Genomic DNA, 15,855 nt, shown 5'->3' on the forward strand with positions numbered 1-15,855 from the left:
CAGCGTCTCGGCAATGAGCAAAGGGCGACCTTCGGGCCGCCCTTTTTGCGTCGGTGTTGCCCCGCTCAGGGCTTGGCTGCCGGCGTCTTGAAAACGTCCATCGGGTCGGGTTCGGACGCCGCTTCCGACGCGCCTTCGGGCACCGGGAAATCGGGCATGGAGGCCGCTTCATCGGACGGCGCCGCGCCCATGTTCTGCAGCGTCTCGGTCGCCTTGTTCAGGTCCAGCACCTGCGGCTTGTCCAGGAAGATCGTGACCGACTGCGGCACGAAGATCACGATGGCCACCAGGATCAGCTGCATCAGCACCCAGGGCACGGCGCCGAGGTAGATGTCCTTGGATTCGACCTTGCGCGGAATGGCGCCGTTCTTGAACAGCGAGTCGGCAATGCCACGCAGGTAGAACAGCGCAAAGCCGAACGGCGGGTGCATGAAGCTGGTCTGCATGTTCACGCACAGCATCACGCCGAACCAGACCAGGTCGATGCCCATCTTCTCGGCCACCGGCCCGAGCAGCGGCAGGATGATGAAGGCGATCTCGAAGAAGTCGAGGAAAAACGCCAGGAAGAAGATGAAGATGTTGACGACGATCAGGAAGCCGATCTGGCCGCCCGGCAGGCCAGACAGCATGTGCTCGATCCAGCGCCCGCCGTCCACGCCCTGGAAGACCAGCGAGAAGACGCGCGAGCCGATCAGGATGTAGACCACCATCGCGGTGATGCGTGCGGTGCTGTACATCGCGTCGCGCACCAGCGGCCAGGTCAGCCGCCCGTACATGCCGGCCAGGATGAAGGCGCCGACCGCGCCCATCGCGCCGGCTTCGGTGGGTGTGGCGACGGCCGTGTCCAGCCCCGGCAGGCCGCCCATGCTGCCCAGCACGGCGAAGATCAGGATGGCCGACGGGATGATGCCGCGCAGGCACTTGGCCCACAGCGCCCAGCCCAGCAGCGTGCGGCTTTCCTTGGGCACTCCGGGCACATGTTCCGGCCTCACGCGGCTCAGCACGAAGGTGTAGAGCGCGAAGATCAGCACCTGCAGGATGGACGGGCCCCAGGCGCCCTTGTACATGTCGCCCACCGAGCGCCCGAGCTGGTCGGCCAGCACCACCAGCACGAGAGACGGCGGCACGATCTGCGTGATGGTGCCCGAGGCCGCCAGCACGCCGGTGGCGTAGCGCATGTTGTAGCCGTAGCGCATCATCACCGGCAGCGAGATCATCGCCATCGCAATCACCTGGCCGGCCACGGTGCCGGTGATGGCGCCGAGGATGAAGCCGACGATGATCACCGAATAGCCCAGGCCGCCGCGGATCGGGCCGAACAGCTGGCCCATCGAATCCAGCATGTCCTCGGCCAGGCCGCACTTCTCCAGCAGCGTGCCCATCATCGTGAAAAACGGGATGGCCAGCAGCAGGTCGTTGGACAGGATGCCGAAGACGTTCTGCGGCAGCGCGGCCATGAACTCGGCCGGGAACCAGCCCATGAAGACTGCGAAGATGCCGCAGCCCAGGCCCAGCGCGGCCAGCGAAAACGCGACCGGGAAGCCCAGCAGCATCACGAGGATCAGGCCGGCGAACATCACCGGCGCGAAGTTCTCCATCGCGATCATTGCAGTGGCCTGTCGTAGTGGATGTCCATCTGGTAGATGTTCATCAGCCAGCCCACGCGCTTGATGATTTCACCCAGGCCTTGCAGCAGCATCAGGCCAAAGCCCAGTGGCAGCATCAGCATGGCCGGCCAGCGCACCAGGCCGCCGGCATTGCTGGAGACCTCGCCCGAGAGGAACCAGCGCCAGAACAGCGGCGTGGCGAACCACAGCATCGCCAGCATCACCGGCACCAGGAAAAAGACCAGCCCGAACAGGTCCACCCAGACCTTGCCGCGGCCGCTGAGCCGGGCGTAGAAGATGTCGACCCGCACATGTTCGTTGTGCTGCAGCACGTTGGCCGCACCCAGCATCACGCAGGCGGCGAACAGGTACCACTGGATCTCCAGCCAGCCATTGGAGCTGTAGCCGAAGGCATAGCGCACGACGGCGTTGCCGGCGCTGATGAAGCACGACAGGATGACGGCCCAGCCGGCGAGGCGGGCGAAGCGGGTGTTCAGCCAGTCAATGCCGTGGGCAAGGGCGAGCAGGGCTTTCATGCGGGCCTCCGGCGCGGAGGCAAGGCGGAGCAGGCAAACGACATGGCCGCTTTCGGTGAGCAAATGGAAAGGCGCACGGGAAAACGTGCGCCATCTGCTTCACTGTATCGGCTGATGCGGGCCTTCCGCCCTGGGCACAGGCGTGCTCAGGGAAAGCCACTATGAGGCCGTCACCAGTGGCGCCGGCCTCTGAATGCTCAGGCTGCGCCGCTGGATTGGAACAGCTTGGTCGAGCGTGCGCCGGAGCGGCAGAAGGCCAGCAGCGGGCGCGGCAGTTCGGCCATCAGCGCGCCAAATGCGGCGATTTCTTCGGGCGACTGGTAGACGCCACTGACGGGCAGGTGGCGATAGCTCAGGCCGGCGGCTTGCGCAGCCGCTTCGACCTGCGCGCTGGTCGGCTGCTCGGGGCCGCCTTCGCCGTCGGGGCGGTTGTTGATGACGCTGCGAAAGCCCAGCCGGGCCAGTTCGGCCATCGCCGCGGGTTCGAGTTGCGGGGCGACGTAGACGTCGGCGGTCAGCGCGCGGATCGGCAGTTGGGTGTTCATGTCGTTGTTCTCCGAATGTTCAAGGATTCAGGGCTTTCTTGACAGCGGCCGAGACCAGGCCCATGTCGGCCTTGCCTGCGAGCTGGGTCTTCACCGCGCCCATGACCTTGCCCATGTCGCCCGGGCCCTTGGCGCCCAGCGAGGCGACCAGCGCGGCCACTTCGGCGTCAATCTGCTCGGCCGACAGGCGCTCGGGCAGGTAGGCCGACAGCACCTTCAGCTCCGCGGCTTCCTTGTCGGCCAGGTCCTGGCGGCCGCCTTGCTCGAAGGCGGTGATGGAGTCCTTGCGCTGCTTGATCATCTTGTCGATCAGGCCGATCACCATCGCGTCGTCCAGCGTCACGCGCTCGTCGACTTCCTTCTGCTTGCAGGCCGCCAGCAGCAGGCGGATGGTGGCCAGGCGCTCGCTGTCCTTGGCGCGCATCGCCGTCTTCATGTCTTCGGTGATCTGGTCCTTGAGGCTCATGGCTCGTCCTTGTGGCGTTCTTGTCGGGTGCCTCGTGATGCGAAGCAGCCCAACATTGTCCTCCGGTTCAAACCGATTCCAGCGCCAAGAGCTCTTCCACCGTCTGGCGGCGGCGGATCAGCCGTGCCTCGCCGCCGTCGACCAGCACTTCGGCGATCAGCGGCCGGCTGTTGTAGTTGGAGGACATCGACGCGCCATAGGCGCCTGTGTCGTGCAGCACCAGCAGGTCGCCCACGCGCGCCTGCGGCAGCTCGCGCTGCAGCACCACGCCGCCTTCGCCCTGCGTGAACACGTCACCTGACTCGCACAGCGGCCCTGCGACCACGCTGGCTTGCAGCGGCCGCGCAGAGAGGTCTTCTGCCGCATCGGCCGGGATCAGGCTCATCTCATGGTGGCTGCCGTACATGGCCGGGCGCATCAGGTCGGAGAAGCCAGCGTCCACCAGCACGAAATCGTTGCCGCCCATGCGCTTGGTGGCACGTACCTCGGCCAGCAGCACGCCGGATTCGGCCACCAGGTAGCGGCCCGGTTCCAGCTCCAGCTTGACCGGCTGGCCCAGGTGGCTGGCGATCTCGCGGCGGGCGGCGTCCCAGAGGCTGAAGTAGTGCGCGGTGTCGATGCGCGGCTCGCCATCCCGGTAGGGAATGGACAGCCCGCCGCCGGCCGAGATGGCTTCGAGCTTCACGCCGGTCTGCTTGACCAGCGCAACCATGGCCGCGCAAACCTGCTGCAGGTGGGAGTAGTCCACGCCCGAGCCGATGTGCATGTGCAGGCCGACCAGGTGCAGCTTGTGCAGGCCGATGCGGGCCAGCGCAGCGGGCAGGTCGCTGTGCCAGATGCCGTGCTTGCTGTGCTCGCCGCCGGTGTTGGTCTTGTTGCTGTGGCCGTGGCCGAAGCCGGGGTTGATGCGCAGCCAGACCGCGTGGCCGGGTGAGCGCGCGCCGAGCTGGTCCAGCATGTCGATCGAGCCGGCGTTGACGGGGATCTTGTGGCGGATCACGGTGTCCAGCGTCGCCGCGTCGAACAAGTCGGCGGTGAAGACGATGCCCGACGCGCCTTGGGCATTCGGCTCGGCGCTGTAGCCCGCGGCCAGTGCGCGCTCGATCTCGCCACGCGAGACTGCGTCCACCACCACGCCTTGTGCGCGCATCAGCCGCAGCAAATGGGTGTTGGAGTTGGCCTTTTGCGCGAAGCGCACGGTGTTGAAGGCCTGCAGGTCGGCAATGCGCTCGCGGATGGTGGCTGCGTCATAGACCCACAGCGGCGTGCCGTGTTCACGGGCCAGCGCGCGCAGCTGGGCGGCGGAAAAGGGTGAGCGGGACGGGTTCATCGCGGCATCATGCCGTTGGCAATCCATATTGCAAAATGCTCAGATGTCGGCCATTCATTCATTCTGGATATGAAACTCACGCACCGCCAGGTCGAGGTGTTCCGCGCGGTGATGACCACCGGCCATGTCACGCGCGCGGCCGAACTGCTGCACAGCTCGCAGCCCACGGTCAGCCGCGAGCTGGCGCGGCTGGAGCAGGTGCTGGGACTGGCGCTGTTCGAGCGCGTGAAAGGGCGGCTGCGGCCCACGGTGCGGGCGCTGGCGCTGCTGGAAGAGGTGGAGCAGTCCTATGTGGGGCTGGAGCGCATCGCGGCCACGGCTGTCGCGCTGCGCGACTTTGCCCACGGCCGGCTGCAACTGGCCTGCCTGCCGGCGCTGGCGCATGCGCTGCTGCCCGCTGCGCTGCGGCGCTTTGCGGCGCTGCAGCCGCAGGCCAGCGTGTCCATCCAGACGCAGGAGTCGCCGCAGCTGGAGGCGGCCCTGAGCGAGCAGCGCCATGACCTGGGACTCAGCGAGCGCCGTGAGGCGCCGATGGGCTGCACGCTGGAAACGCTGCTGGTGGCCGACGAGGTCTGCGTGCTGCCACCGGGCCATGCGCTGGCGCAGAAGGCGGTGCTGGCGCCGGCGGATTTCGCGGGCGAGCCCTTTGTCAGCCTGGCGCCTGCCGACCCCTACCGGCAGCAGGCCGACGCGGTGTTCGCCGCAGCCGGCGTGCAGCGCAGGCTGCTGCTCGATTCACCCAGCGCGGTATCGGTCTGCGCACTGGTGCGCGAGGGGCTGGGGCTGGGTATCGTCAACCCGCTGACGGCGCTGGCGCTGGCCGGCACCGGGCTGGTGATCCGGCCGTTTTCGGTGGCCATCCCGTTCCACGTTGCGGTGGTGCTGCCGCAGTGGCGCACCGAGCATCCGCTGCGTGCGGCCTTGCTGGTCGCGCTGCGCGACGCGGCGCAGGATCTGCAGGCAAGGCTGGCAGACCCGAAATGAAACGCCCATGAAAAAAGCCCGCTGCGGCGTCCCGCGCGGGCTTTTTTCAGAGAGATCCGTGGCCGGAAATCAGTACAGCTTCTTCGGCAGCTGCATGCTGCGAACACGCTTGTAGTGGCGCTTCACGGCGGCTGCCTTCTTGCGCTTGCGCTCGGCCGTCGGCTTTTCATAGAACTCGCGAGCGCGCAGTTCGGTCAGCAGACCCAGCTTTTCAATGGTGCGCTTGAAGCGGCGAAGGGCCACGTCGAACGGCTCGTTTTCCTTGACACGGATGGTGGTCATTTAACGAAATATCCTCGGATGAATGCGCTCGGTGTCCAGTGCTGACATGCACCTGAAGTGCTTCCGGAAGTCGCAGGTGACATGCCAAAAAGGCAGATCCACACCAGATCGACACGCTTGAGTGCTAGCAAAGACGACGATTCTAGCCCGAAAACCGCCTCTTGCCAAATCGGGCTTGACAAACTTCTTTGGCAGTCGCACGCGAGACCGGTAGACCTGAGCCTCAGGCCGCGGCTCTGTCCTGCGCGGCCTCCGCCAGCGCCTCGGCACAGGCAAACGCACTGGCCCAGGCCCACTGGAAGTTGTAGCCGCCCAGCCAGCCGGTCACGTCCACCACTTCGCCAATGAAATAAAGGCCGGGCTGGCGCTTGCTCGCCATCGTCTGCGAACTGAGGTCCTTGGTGTCCACGCCGCCGGCCATCACCTCGGCCTTGTGCCAGCCTTCGGTGCCGGCCGGCATCAGCTGCCAGTCCTGCAGGCTGGTGGCGAGCTGGCGCAGCTGCGCGTCCGGCACTTGCGGCATGGCCTGGCTGCCATCCAGGCCCTGGATGGCCAGCCAGGTGTCGGCCAGGCGCTGGGTCAACAGGCTGCCCAGTTCGTTGCCCAGCTGGCGGCGGGACTGCTGCTTGGCCTTGAGCAGCAGGGCCAGCAAGTCCACGCCGGGCAGCAGGTTCAGCCGCAGCGGCTGGCCGGGGCGCCAGAAACTGGAGATCTGCAGCACCGCCGGGCCGCTGAGCCCGCGGTGGGTGAACAGCAGGTCTTCATGGAAGCTGACCTCGCCGCTGCCGCGCGTCTTCTTGCCCACGGCCGGCGCCCCGCAGCGGATCTCCACCGGCAGCGCAATGCCGGCCAGCGGCACGAACGGCGCCCAGTCGGCCGCCGCGAAGGTCAGCGGCACCAGCGCGTGGCGCGGCGCCACCAGCCGGTGGCCGAAGCGCTCGGCCAGGCGCAGGCCGAAGTCGCTGGCGCCGATCTTGGGGACAGGCAGTCCGCCGGTGGCGATCACCAGTTGCGGCGCCTGCACCGGGCCGCGGTCGGTCTGCAACTGCCAGCCGCCATCGTCGGCGCGGTCCACTTCGTTCACCGTGCACGGCTGCCAGCGCGTCACCCCGCCGGCTTCGCATTCGCGCAGCAGCATCTGGATGATCTGGTCGGCCGAGTCGTCGCAGAACAGCTGGCCCTTGTGCTTCTCGTGGAAGGCGATGCGGTGCTTCTGCACCAGCGCAATGAAATCGGCCGAGCTGTAGCGGGCCAGCGCCGAGCGCGCGAAGTGCGGGTTGTCGGACAGGAAGTTGGCCGGGCCTGCATCGCGGTTGGTGAAGTTGCAGCGGCCACCACCGGAGATGCGGATCTTCTCGGCCAGCTTGGCCGCATGGTCGATCAGCAGCACCTTCAGGCCGCGCTGGCTGGCCTGCGCGGCGCAGAACAGCCCGGCCGCACCAGCGCCGATCACCACGGCATCAAAACGATTCATTGCGCCAGCGCCTTCCACAACATGTAGGCGGCCAGGCCGTACAGCAGCACCGCGAAGATGCGCTTGAGCTTCCCCACGTCCATCGCATGCGCGGCCTTCGCGCCCAGCGGCGCCATCAGCATGCTGACGACTGCGATGACGGCCAGTGCCGGCACATACAGGTAGCCAAAGCTGCCCGGCAGCGCGGAAGGCAGCGACCAGCCACTGACCACATAGCCCAGCGTGTTGGCCAGTGCGATCGGGAAACCCAAAGCGGCGCTGGTCGCCACCGCGTTGTGGATCGGCACGTTGCACCAGGTCATGAACGGCACGCTGATGAAGGCGCCACCTGCGCCGACCAGGCCCGAGGCAAAGCCCACCGTGGTGCCAGCCGCCGCCTGGCCTTGCCAGCCCGGCATCTGCCGCTGCGGCTTGGGCTTGCGGCCACGCAGCATCTGCGTGGCCGAGAAACTGACGAACAGGCAGAACATGACCGCCAGCCACTGGCCCTTGACCACGGCGAACATGCCGGCGCCGGCCAGCAGCCCGCCAACCAGGATGCCGGGCGCCATCGCCCGCACGATGGGCCAGCGCACGGCGCCGTGCCGGTGGTGCGCGCGCACGCTGGACAGCGAGGTGAACAGGATGGTGGCCATCGAGGTGGCGATGGCCATCTTCACCGCCAGGTCCGCCGGCACGTCGCGGTGGCTGATGATCAGCGTCAGGAAGGGCACCAGCAGCATGCCGCCGCCCACGCCCAGCAGGCCGGCGAGGAAACCGGTGAAGCTGCCCAGCAGAAGCAGTTCGGCCACCAGCGTCAGCGAGAAATCCATCAGCGGTCCAGCAGTGCCATCACGGCCTGCCATTCCTCTGGCGAGACCGGCGTGATCGACAGCCGGCTGCCGGGCTGCAACAGGCGCATCGTGGCCAGCGCCGGCACCTCGCGCATGTCCTTCAGCGGCAGCAGCCGGGTCTTCTTGCGGAACTTCACGTCCACGTTGAGCCAGCGCGGTGCCTCGGGCTTGGACTTGGGGTCGAAGTACGGGCTCTTGGCGTCGAACTGGGTCGCGTCCGGGTAGGCGCTGCTGGCGACTTCGGCAATGCCAGCCACGCCGGGCTCGGCGCAGGAAGAGTGGTAGTACAGCACCTGGTCACCCACGCGCATGCCATCGCGCATGAAGTTGCGCGCCTGGTAGTTGCGCACGCCGGTCCACGGCACGGTCTGGCCGGGCAGGGCGGCGAGGTCGTCGATCGAGCATTCGTCGGGCTCGATCTTCATCAACCAGTATTGGGGGGCGGCGTTCATGTCTGCTGCAGCGAGGCACGAAAAAATGCCGGCCCTGCAACAGGCCGGCATTGAAGAAGAAGGTGTCCGCTGCAAACCATGGGCCGCATTCCTGAACCCAGGGGATTCAGGTGGGCGAGGTCAGCAAGACTTCGGGTTCATCTGACGCGAGACGATCACACCAGTCGAGCAATGTTCCAAGCCCAGGCTCGCGAGAGCATCGGTTCAAGGAAATATAAAACCCACGCAGATGCAGCGGACGGTTTGATTCTAGGCCGTGCGGCGCCGGGAAGCGTAGGAAAAGAAGCCAAAACCGTGGTCAACAAAAGGCCGTCTTGTAAAGCTGTCGCAGGGCCTGGGGCAGCCGTGCTACGCCGCTGCGTCGGCGGCGGCGCTCAGAGCAACTGACCGTCGTGGCCCAAGGTGCTGTCAAGCCGGTCGATCAGCTGCGTCACCAGCAACTCGGCTTCCTGCTCGGCTGCGGTTTGTGCAGGGCTCGCGGCAGCCGAGATGGCAGGTGCGGCAACCGGCGCGGATGCAGGCCGCTCGGCCAGGCGGTAGGCCAGATTCAGCGCCGCCAGCACCGCCATGCGCTCGCGTGCCTTGACCTTGCCGGCGTCGCGGATGGCGCTCATTTCCTGGTCCACCGTCTGAACCGCCGACAGCAGCAAGGCCTCGCCGCCTTCGGGGCAGGCCAGCAGGTAGCTCTGGCCCAGGATCGTGACTTCCATCTGCTTCATTCGGCGGCTCCCGCCTTGCCTGCGCTGGGCGTGTCCGCCGGCAGGCGGTCCAGCAGGATCTCGACCCGGGCGCGTGCCGCAGCCAAGCGCGAGCGCAGGTTGTCCCGCTCGGCGAGCACCGACTGCAGTTGCTGGGTCAGCAAGGCATTGGTGCGCGCAAGTTCCTCGTGGCGGAGCACAAGGCGGTCGATGCGTTCGGCAAGTTCCGGCAGACGGGACATGGGCCTCGGCTAGCGCTGAGCTGGGAGAAGTTCATTGTATGCAGGCCGCGCCGTGGCGGACCGCCTGCATGCGCCTGTTTTCAGGGACTGGCCGGGCTGGAGACTGCCGGGGTGGCTGCGGGCGCCGGTGCGGGTGGCCGCATCTGCCGCAGCGTGCGCGCCAGTTCGATGACGGCCAGCGCGTAATAGCTGGACCAGTTGTAGCGCGTGATGACGTAGAAGTTGCGCGTGCCGGCCACGTAGCTGGGCGCGCTGTCGCCGTTCTGCAGTTCGACCAGCGCGAGCGGGCCGTCGTAGGCCTGGCCCGCGGCGTCCAGCTGCGCGCCGAGCTCGGTCATCTGCTTGGCGCTGAAGCTGGGCAGGATGTCGGGGGCCAGCAAGGTAGCGCGGTCGCTCACCGCGGCTGGCGGGGTCACGCCGAAGTGCGTCGGCAGGCCGCGCTGCCAGCCGAATTCGGCCAGGTAGTGCGCCACGCTGCCCACCACGTCGGCGCCATGCGTGTCCAGGTCGATGCGGCCATCGCCGTCGAAGTCCACCGCGTATTTCAGGATGCTGCTCGGCATGAACTGCGGCAGGCCGATGGCACCCGCGTACGAGCCGCGCACACTTTGCGGGTCGCGCTTTTCCTGGTTGCACCAGCGCAGGAAGCCGGCCAGTTCGTCGCGGTAGAAAGGCGTGCGGTCGGAGCGGCCGCTGGGGAAGTCGAAAGACAGCGTCGCCAGCGCGTCGATCACCTTGTAGCCGCCGGTGTGCCGGCCGTAGAAGGTCTCGATGCCGACGATGGCGACGATCACTGAAGCCGGCACGCCCCAGCGCGCTTCGGCCTGGTCCAGCCAGCGCTCGTGGTCCTGCCACCAGCGCTGGCCTTCACGCAGGCGCTGCGGCTCGACGAAACGCGCCCGGTAGGCCTGCCAGTTCTTGGCCACGCCTGCTGCCGGCGGCATCACCAGCCTGGCCACACTGGGCTGGTAGCGGGCCTGCGCCAGCTGCGCCAGCACCCAGTCCGCGTCCAGCCCCTGCTGCTCCGCCAGACTGCGGCCCAGGCGCAGCACGTCCTCGCGCTGGCCGTAGGTCACGACATCGGGTGCGTCGTCGCTCTGCACCGCGCCACGTTTGCCGGGCGCGGACTTGGTCGGCTTCTTGTGCGGCGCGGCTTTGTGGCTTGCGGCGGTTTTCGGTTTGGCCGACGAGGCGGCCGGCGCGGGGGCGTTTTGCGCCGTGGCCGAACCGGTGGCAAGCAGCAGCGCGGACAAGGCCAGCGCGGTCACGGGGCACTTGGCATCCAGCATCAAGGGGCGGGTGTCCTGCAGAGGGAGATGGGTCATGGCAAGCGCGCTTTCTTGCGCGCGTTGATCGGGCTGGCCGCCAGTGTGCGGCGGAAGTCGCGCCACCAGGCGGCGAACGTGAGCGGTGTTGAACTGGCAGCCGGCGCGTAGCGCATCGCCTGCAGTGCGGACAGTGAAGCGGCCAACGACCGCGCCGGCTCGCCATGTCGCGCCAGCAGCGCCTGCGCCAGCGCGCCGGGCGACGCATGCGCGGGCGCCGGCACGTCCAGCCGCGCCAGCGCCTTGGCCACACGCGCCTGCAGCTTCTGCCACGGCGTGCGCCGCCGGCCGTCCCACCAGGCCCAGGCGGCACCGGCCAGTCCCAGGCCTGCCAGGCCCAGCACCAGCACGCGGACGAGCTGGCCGGTGTCGCGCGCGTCCAGCCCCAGCTTGTCCATCAGCTGGAACTGCTGCTGCTTGCCGTAGCCCAGCACCCACTGGTTCCAGCGGTTGTCCATGGACTCGAAGAACTGGCGCAGTTGCAGTCGCAGGTCGGGGCTGACCGCTTCGAGCGTGCCGGCGACAAGGCCTTGCGGCACTTCCAGCGCGCGGCTGCGCTGGATGCGGTCGGGGGCGACGGCGGAGGTCGGGTCGGCCCGCAGCCAGCCTCGGCCTTGCTGCCAGTATTCGGCCCAGGCATGGGCATGGCTCTGGCGCACGATCCAGTAGCCGTCCGCCTCGGTTTCGTCGGTGCCCTGGTAGCCGGTGACGATGCGGGCCGGGATGCCCATCGCCCGCATGATCACCGTGAAGGCGCTGGCGTAGTGCTCGCAAAAACCCAGCTTGCGGTCCAGCCAGAACTCGTCCACCGGATCCTTGTCGTAGGTGCCCGGCTCCAGCGTGTAGGTGTACTGGCTCGAGCGGATGTGGCGCAGCACGGCGGTGGCCAGCGCGGTGGCGTCGGCGTTCTGCAGCTCGGGCTGGGCATGCAGGGACTGGGCCCAGGCAACGGTGCGCGGGTGGCGGCCGGCGGGCAGCGCAGTGAGGTCGCTCTGCTGGTAGGCGGTCAACTCGGGGCTGCGCTCGAGCTGCAGCGTGGCGCGTGCCTGCAGCAGCAGCCGCTCGCCCAGGGGCGCGCGCAGCCGCCACTGCAGGCTGTCGCCGGCCGGTGGCAGCAGGTCGGCCAGCGGCGGCGAGGTCCTGGGTGTGGCCTGGGTGTAGTCCAGCAGCGGCAGCCACATCAGGCGCAGCGGCTCGATGGTCAGCTCGTAGTCGACAAAGCGCGTGCCCTTTGGCGCCGGCCTGGCCTCGGCCTGTCGGCGGTCGAATTCACGCAGCGGCGGCTCGGCGCGCCATGTCAGGCCGTCGTAGTCGCTGAGCACCGGGCCGCGGAAATACATGGCCTGCGGCGGTGGCTTGGTGCCGGTGAAGCGCACCCGCATCGCAATGCTTTCGTCCTGCGCCAGCTCGGCCACGTCGCCCAGCTTCAGCTGGTCCGACAGGCCGGTGTGCGCGCCGCGGCCCGGCATGGCCCACAGCGGCGGCAGGCGCGGGAAGACCAGGAACAACGCGATCATCACCGGCGTGCCGAAGGCCGCGGCGCGCAGCGCCAGCAGCCCGGCTTCGCGCAGCGGCGGCCTGCCGGTGGGCATGTGGGCCAGCGTCAGCGCGCTGAGCCAGCCCCACACGGCCGCACCCATCGCCAGCGAGGTGAGCAGCGACTGCGAATACAGGAACTGCGTCAGCACCAGGAAAAAGCCGAGGAAGAAGACCACCAGCGCGTCGCGCCGGGCGCGCAGTTCCATGGTCTTCAGCGCCATCAGCACGACCAGCAGGGTCACGCCGGCATCCTTGCCGATGAGGGTGTGCTCGTTGATCCAGGTCAGCCCTGCCGCCACAAACACCACGCCCAGCAAGGTCCAGCGGCCCGGCAGCGGTGCCTCGCGCACCGCCAGCCAGGCGCGCCAGGCCAGCACCGCAATGCACAACACGTCAATGCCGATGGACAGCCGCAGCAAATGCGGCGCGACCGTCCAGGCAATGACCGCCAGCATGAACAGCGTGTCCCGCGTGTCGCGCGGCAAACGGCTCACGCGGCCCGCCAGGCTGGGCAGCGGAATGTTCATGTTCAGGTTCATGCCGACCACTCCGCGAGCATGCGCAGCGCTGCGTCGCGCTGCGTCGGCCCATGGTCGCAGGGCAGCTCGTGGCCGGGCAGGCGCAGCCCGTAGTCCAGCCCGCGTTGCTCGGCTGCCAGCACCCAGGCGGCCAGGCGCGACAGCCGGGTTTCCGGGTCGCCCAGCGGGGTTTGCCGCCAGTCCAGCCAGAGTTGCTGGCGCGCGCCCTGGCGCGATTCGCGGCTGACCATCTCGCCGCTGCGCGCGACCTTCTTCCACACCACCTGGCGCAGGCTGTCGCCGCGCTGCCAGGGCCGCACACCCTCGAACTCGGCGCCGCTGGTGGCCATGGTCCGTGGGCCCACGGCCGGCACCGGTTCGACCGGCGGCAGCTCGGCGGATGGCGTTTCGGGCGCCGGGTAGACCCACACCTGCCCATTGGGTCGCCAGATGCTCCAGGCGCGGAACAGGCCGAACGGAAAACGGCTCTCGATGCGCAGCGGCGGCACCGTCACGCGGCCGCGCTTGGCTGCGATGCAGCTCACCGTCACGCTGCCCTGGCCCTGCGCCGGCGCTTCGGCCCAGGCCAGCGGCTGCGAGCCCCAATCGGCCTCGGTGCCCAGGCCCAGCCCGTGGCGGGTGCGGCCGGGGTTGGTCAGCACGATCTCCATCACCAGCGGCTGGCCGGCGAAGGTGGCGGCCGGTGGGCGCATGTGCAGCGTCAGCCCGCGCAGCGTGCCGTGGGTCATGTGCATGGACGCCAGCGCGCTGCCGGCCAGCAGGAAGGTCAGCGCGTAGCCCAGGTTCAGCTGGTAGTTGATGGTGGCGACCAGCAGCACGACCAAGGTCGCGCAGAAGGCCAGGCCGGCGCGGGTGGGCACGATGTAGATGTTGCGCTGGCCCAGCGTCCACTGGTCGGTTGCCGGCAGGCGACTCAGCCACCAGTGGCGCAGCCGGGCGCGCGGCCCCCCACGCGCGGATTCGATCGCCGGCAGGGTGGAAGCGGTGCTCACGCCTGGCTCAGTTTCTCAGGGCAGCGGCACGGCTTCGATCATCGCGCGCACCTGCTCGCGCCGGCCGCGGCCGGCGCCCGCCACAGGTTGCAGGCGGTGCGCGATGGCCTGCGGCAGCAAGGCCTGCAGGTCATCCGGCACGACATGGTCGCGCCCCGCGAGCAGCGCGCGAGCGCGCGCCAATCGCAACACCGCAATGCCGGCACGCGGCGACAGCCCGGCGACGAACCACTGGCCCGAGCGGGTCGCGGCGATCAGCGCCTGCAGGTAGTCCAGCAGCGATTCCGAGACGAAGATCTGCTTGACCGCATTCATCGCCTCGATCAACTCATTGGAGGTCATCACCGGCTGCAGTTGCGCGACCGCCTCGCGCCGGTCGCTGCCCGACAGCAGCGCGCGCTCGGCCTGGCGGTCCGGGTAACCCAGCGTGATGCACATCAGGAAGCGGTCCAGCTGGCTCTCGGGCAGAGGGTAGGTGCCCAGCTGCTCGCTGGGGTTTTGCGTCGCAATGACAAAAAACGGCTTGGGCAGCGGCCGGGTCTCGCCTTCGACCGAGACCTGGTGCTCTTCCATCGCTTCGAGCAGCGCGCTCTGGGTCTTCGGGCCGGCGCGGTTGATCTCGTCAGCCAGCAGCACCTGCGTGAAGACCGGACCGGGGTGGAAGACAAAGCCTTCCTTCTGGCGCTCGAAGATGGACACGCCGATCAGGTCGCTGGGCATCAGGTCGGCCGTGAACTGCACCCGCGAGAACTGCAGGCCCAGCGTGACCGCCAGCGTGTGCGCCAGCGTGGTCTTGCCAACGCCTGGCAGGTCTTCGATCAGCAGGTGGCCACCTGCCAGCAGGCAGGCCAGGCTGTCGTCGATCTGGATCGGCTTGCCGACGATGATCGTGCTAATCTGGCTCTTGAGACGAGACAACCGGGACTGCAGTTCAACGCTGTTCATCGGCTCACGATAACGCAGATTCTGCAGCCGCAACGGGCTCGCCGAACCCGTTTCCAAGAGACAACGCACCGGCTCGCCGGACCTTCATGACCACCGGCTACTTCACCCATCCTGACTGCCGCGCCCATGACATGGGCCGTGGCCATCCCGAGTGCCCGCAGCGGCTGGACGCGATCGAGGACCAGTTGCTGGCCTCCGGGCTGGACGTGGCGCTGACCCGCTTCGACGTGCCGCTGGCCGACCGCGCGGACCTGCAGCACGCCCATGCCGAGGCCTACCTCTGCGAGCTGGGCGAGCGCATGCAGCAGGTGGCAGAGAGCGGCCAGCCCTGTGCGGTGGATCCCGACACGGTGATCGGCACGCGCACCGGGCAGGCGGCCTTGCGCGCCGCCGGTGCCGCAGTGGCCGCGACGGACGCCGTGATCGACGGCCGTGCCGAAACCGCGTTCTGCGCGGTGCGCCCGCCCGGCCACCACGCCACGCGCGACCAGGCCATGGGCTTCTGCTTCTACAACAATGTGGCCATCGCCGCCCGCCACGCGCTGGACGTGCGTGGCCTGAAGCGCGTGGCCATCGTCGACTTCGACGTGCACCACGGCAACGGCACCGAGGACATCGTTGCCGGCGATGAGCGCATCCTGATGGTCAGCATCTTCCAGGACCAGCTCTACCCGTTTTCCGGCGGCGTGCCGCTGGGCACCAACATGGTCAACCTGCCGGTGCCGGCCTACACCCGCGGCATGGAAGTGCGCGAGCTGATCGAGGCCAACTGGATGCCACGGCTCGAAGCTTTCAAGCCGCAGATGATCTTCATCTCGGCCGGCTTCGACGCCCACAGGGAAGACGAGCTGGGCCAGCTGGGCCTGGTGGAGTCCGACTACGAATGGATCACCCAGCGCATGGTGGACGTGGCCAGGCAGCACAGCCATGGGCGCATCGTGTCCTGCCTGGAAGGCGGCTATGCCTTGAGCGCGCTGGGCCGCAGCGTGGTCGCACACTTGCGCGCGCTCGCGGGGGTTTAAGGGGCACCCGGTCCCGCGTGTACCCGGGCCCACCCGCCCGGCGG

At 68.3% G+C, this 15,855-nt stretch carries 17 protein-coding genes; 2 read left to right on the forward strand and 15 right to left on the reverse strand.

Annotated elements, in window-relative coordinates; all coding sequences use genetic code 11:
• Positions 1-65: 65 nt before the first annotated feature.
• The 5 genes from LRH25_RS27975 to lysA form a co-directional block, all read right to left on the reverse strand.
• The gene (locus tag LRH25_RS27975) at positions 66-1,604 is read right to left on the reverse strand and encodes a TRAP transporter large permease (protein WP_141287763.1); all 1,539 of its coding nucleotides are present in this window, start codon (positions 1,602-1,604) and stop codon (positions 66-68) included.
• Positions 1,604-2,143, reverse strand: a complete 540-nt coding sequence (locus LRH25_RS27980) for a TRAP transporter small permease subunit (RefSeq protein ID WP_141287759.1) — start codon at positions 2,141-2,143, stop codon at positions 1,604-1,606. Before LRH25_RS27980 ends, LRH25_RS27975 begins: the two co-directional genes overlap by 1 nt.
• A gap of 197 nt (positions 2,144-2,340) precedes the next feature.
• Positions 2,341-2,688 (reverse strand): protein tyrosine phosphatase family protein, encoded by a 348-nt coding sequence (locus LRH25_RS27985; RefSeq protein WP_141287758.1) that lies wholly within the window; start codon positions 2,686-2,688, stop codon positions 2,341-2,343.
• A 19-nt stretch (positions 2,689-2,707) separates the two neighbouring features.
• On the reverse strand, positions 2,708-3,154 hold the full coding sequence (locus LRH25_RS27990) for a GatB/YqeY domain-containing protein (protein ID WP_141287757.1): 447 nt from the start codon (positions 3,152-3,154) through the stop codon (positions 2,708-2,710).
• A 67-nt stretch (positions 3,155-3,221) separates the two neighbouring features.
• Positions 3,222-4,484: a diaminopimelate decarboxylase gene (gene lysA / locus LRH25_RS27995; RefSeq protein WP_141287756.1), complete on the reverse strand. Its 1,263-nt coding sequence runs from the start codon at positions 4,482-4,484 to the stop codon at positions 3,222-3,224.
• Positions 4,485-4,553: 69 nt separating this feature from the next.
• Between lysA and LRH25_RS28000 the strand changes: the two genes are divergently transcribed.
• Positions 4,554-5,468 (forward strand): LysR family transcriptional regulator, encoded by a 915-nt coding sequence (locus tag LRH25_RS28000; protein ID WP_231012948.1) that lies wholly within the window; start codon positions 4,554-4,556, stop codon positions 5,466-5,468.
• A 69-nt stretch (positions 5,469-5,537) separates the two neighbouring features.
• On the opposite strand, the gene rpsU is transcribed toward LRH25_RS28000, so the two are convergent.
• The 10 genes from rpsU to LRH25_RS28050 all read right to left on the reverse strand — a co-directional run bounded on the left by rpsU (position 5,538) and on the right by LRH25_RS28050 (position 14,789).
• Complete coding sequence (gene rpsU / locus LRH25_RS28005; protein WP_012346814.1) at positions 5,538-5,750, reverse strand: 30S ribosomal protein S21; 213 nt, start codon at positions 5,748-5,750, stop codon at positions 5,538-5,540.
• A 223-nt stretch (positions 5,751-5,973) separates the two neighbouring features.
• The gene (locus LRH25_RS28010; RefSeq protein ID WP_231012949.1) at positions 5,974-7,224 is read right to left on the reverse strand and encodes a BaiN/RdsA family NAD(P)/FAD-dependent oxidoreductase; all 1,251 of its coding nucleotides are present in this window, start codon (positions 7,222-7,224) and stop codon (positions 5,974-5,976) included.
• Complete coding sequence (locus LRH25_RS28015; RefSeq protein WP_141289970.1) at positions 7,221-8,036, reverse strand: sulfite exporter TauE/SafE family protein; 816 nt, start codon at positions 8,034-8,036, stop codon at positions 7,221-7,223. Before LRH25_RS28015 ends, LRH25_RS28010 begins: the two co-directional genes overlap by 4 nt.
• Entirely contained in the window at positions 8,036-8,509 is a 474-nt protein-coding gene (locus LRH25_RS28020) for an EVE domain-containing protein (RefSeq protein WP_141289971.1), read from the reverse strand. Before LRH25_RS28020 ends, LRH25_RS28015 begins: the two co-directional genes overlap by 1 nt.
• Before the next feature lie 374 nt (positions 8,510-8,883).
• Entirely contained in the window at positions 8,884-9,228 is a 345-nt protein-coding gene (locus tag LRH25_RS28025) for a cell division protein ZapA (RefSeq protein WP_141289972.1), read from the reverse strand.
• On the reverse strand, positions 9,225-9,449 hold the full coding sequence (locus LRH25_RS28030) for a DUF904 domain-containing protein (protein ID WP_141289973.1): 225 nt from the start codon (positions 9,447-9,449) through the stop codon (positions 9,225-9,227). The genes LRH25_RS28025 and LRH25_RS28030 overlap by 4 nt, the downstream gene beginning before the upstream one ends.
• 80 nt (positions 9,450-9,529) lie before the next feature.
• Positions 9,530-10,774 carry a lytic murein transglycosylase B gene (mltB, locus tag LRH25_RS28035; RefSeq protein WP_231012950.1) on the reverse strand — a complete coding sequence of 415 codons (1,245 nt, stop codon included), beginning with the start codon at positions 10,772-10,774 and terminating at the stop codon, positions 9,530-9,532.
• The gene (locus LRH25_RS28040; protein WP_231012951.1) at positions 10,771-12,852 is read right to left on the reverse strand and encodes a transglutaminase TgpA family protein; all 2,082 of its coding nucleotides are present in this window, start codon (positions 12,850-12,852) and stop codon (positions 10,771-10,773) included. Before LRH25_RS28040 ends, mltB begins: the two co-directional genes overlap by 4 nt.
• Entirely contained in the window at positions 12,849-13,844 is a 996-nt protein-coding gene (locus tag LRH25_RS28045; RefSeq protein WP_231012952.1) for a DUF58 domain-containing protein, read from the reverse strand. The genes LRH25_RS28040 and LRH25_RS28045 overlap by 4 nt, the downstream gene beginning before the upstream one ends.
• Positions 13,845-13,859: 15 nt before the next feature.
• Positions 13,860-14,789, reverse strand: a complete 930-nt coding sequence (locus LRH25_RS28050) for an AAA family ATPase (protein WP_231012953.1) — start codon at positions 14,787-14,789, stop codon at positions 13,860-13,862.
• Between the two features lie 86 nt (positions 14,790-14,875).
• Here LRH25_RS28050 and LRH25_RS28055 point away from each other — a divergent pair, with 86 nt between their 5' ends.
• Positions 14,876-15,811: a histone deacetylase family protein gene (locus LRH25_RS28055; RefSeq protein ID WP_231012954.1), complete on the forward strand. Its 936-nt coding sequence runs from the start codon at positions 14,876-14,878 to the stop codon at positions 15,809-15,811.
• Positions 15,812-15,855: the final 44 nt, after the last annotated feature.

The sequence above is a fragment of the Ideonella azotifigens genome (assembly GCF_021043325.1).
Taxonomy (GTDB): domain Bacteria; phylum Pseudomonadota; class Gammaproteobacteria; order Burkholderiales; family Burkholderiaceae_C; genus Ideonella; species Ideonella azotifigens.

Coding starts and splice junctions, on each gene's coding strand:
- LRH25_RS28015 (WP_141289970.1), bottom strand. CDS start 8,036: ATGGATTTCTCGCTGACGCTGGTGGCCGAACTGCTTCTGCTGGGCAGC.
- LRH25_RS27990 (WP_141287757.1), bottom strand. CDS start 3,154: ATGAGCCTCAAGGACCAGATCACCGAAGACATGAAGACGGCGATGCGC.
- LRH25_RS28010 (WP_231012949.1), bottom strand. CDS start 7,224: ATGAATCGTTTTGATGCCGTGGTGATCGGCGCTGGTGCGGCCGGGCTG.
- LRH25_RS28030 (WP_141289973.1), bottom strand. CDS start 9,449: ATGTCCCGTCTGCCGGAACTTGCCGAACGCATCGACCGCCTTGTGCTC.
- LRH25_RS28020 (WP_141289971.1), bottom strand. CDS start 8,509: ATGAACGCCGCCCCCCAATACTGGTTGATGAAGATCGAGCCCGACGAA.
- LRH25_RS28000 (WP_231012948.1), top strand. CDS start 4,554: ATGAAACTCACGCACCGCCAGGTCGAGGTGTTCCGCGCGGTGATGACC.
- LRH25_RS28040 (WP_231012951.1), bottom strand. CDS start 12,852: ATGAACCTGAACATGAACATTCCGCTGCCCAGCCTGGCGGGCCGCGTG.
- LRH25_RS27980 (WP_141287759.1), bottom strand. CDS start 2,143: ATGAAAGCCCTGCTCGCCCTTGCCCACGGCATTGACTGGCTGAACACC.
- mltB (WP_231012950.1), bottom strand. CDS start 10,774: ATGACCCATCTCCCTCTGCAGGACACCCGCCCCTTGATGCTGGATGCC.
- LRH25_RS27985 (WP_141287758.1), bottom strand. CDS start 2,688: ATGAACACCCAACTGCCGATCCGCGCGCTGACCGCCGACGTCTACGTC.
- lysA (WP_141287756.1), bottom strand. CDS start 4,484: ATGAACCCGTCCCGCTCACCCTTTTCCGCCGCCCAGCTGCGCGCGCTG.
- LRH25_RS28050 (WP_231012953.1), bottom strand. CDS start 14,789: ATGAACAGCGTTGAACTGCAGTCCCGGTTGTCTCGTCTCAAGAGCCAG.
- LRH25_RS28055 (WP_231012954.1), top strand. CDS start 14,876: ATGACCACCGGCTACTTCACCCATCCTGACTGCCGCGCCCATGACATG.
- rpsU (WP_012346814.1), bottom strand. CDS start 5,750: ATGACCACCATCCGTGTCAAGGAAAACGAGCCGTTCGACGTGGCCCTT.
- LRH25_RS28025 (WP_141289972.1), bottom strand. CDS start 9,228: ATGAAGCAGATGGAAGTCACGATCCTGGGCCAGAGCTACCTGCTGGCC.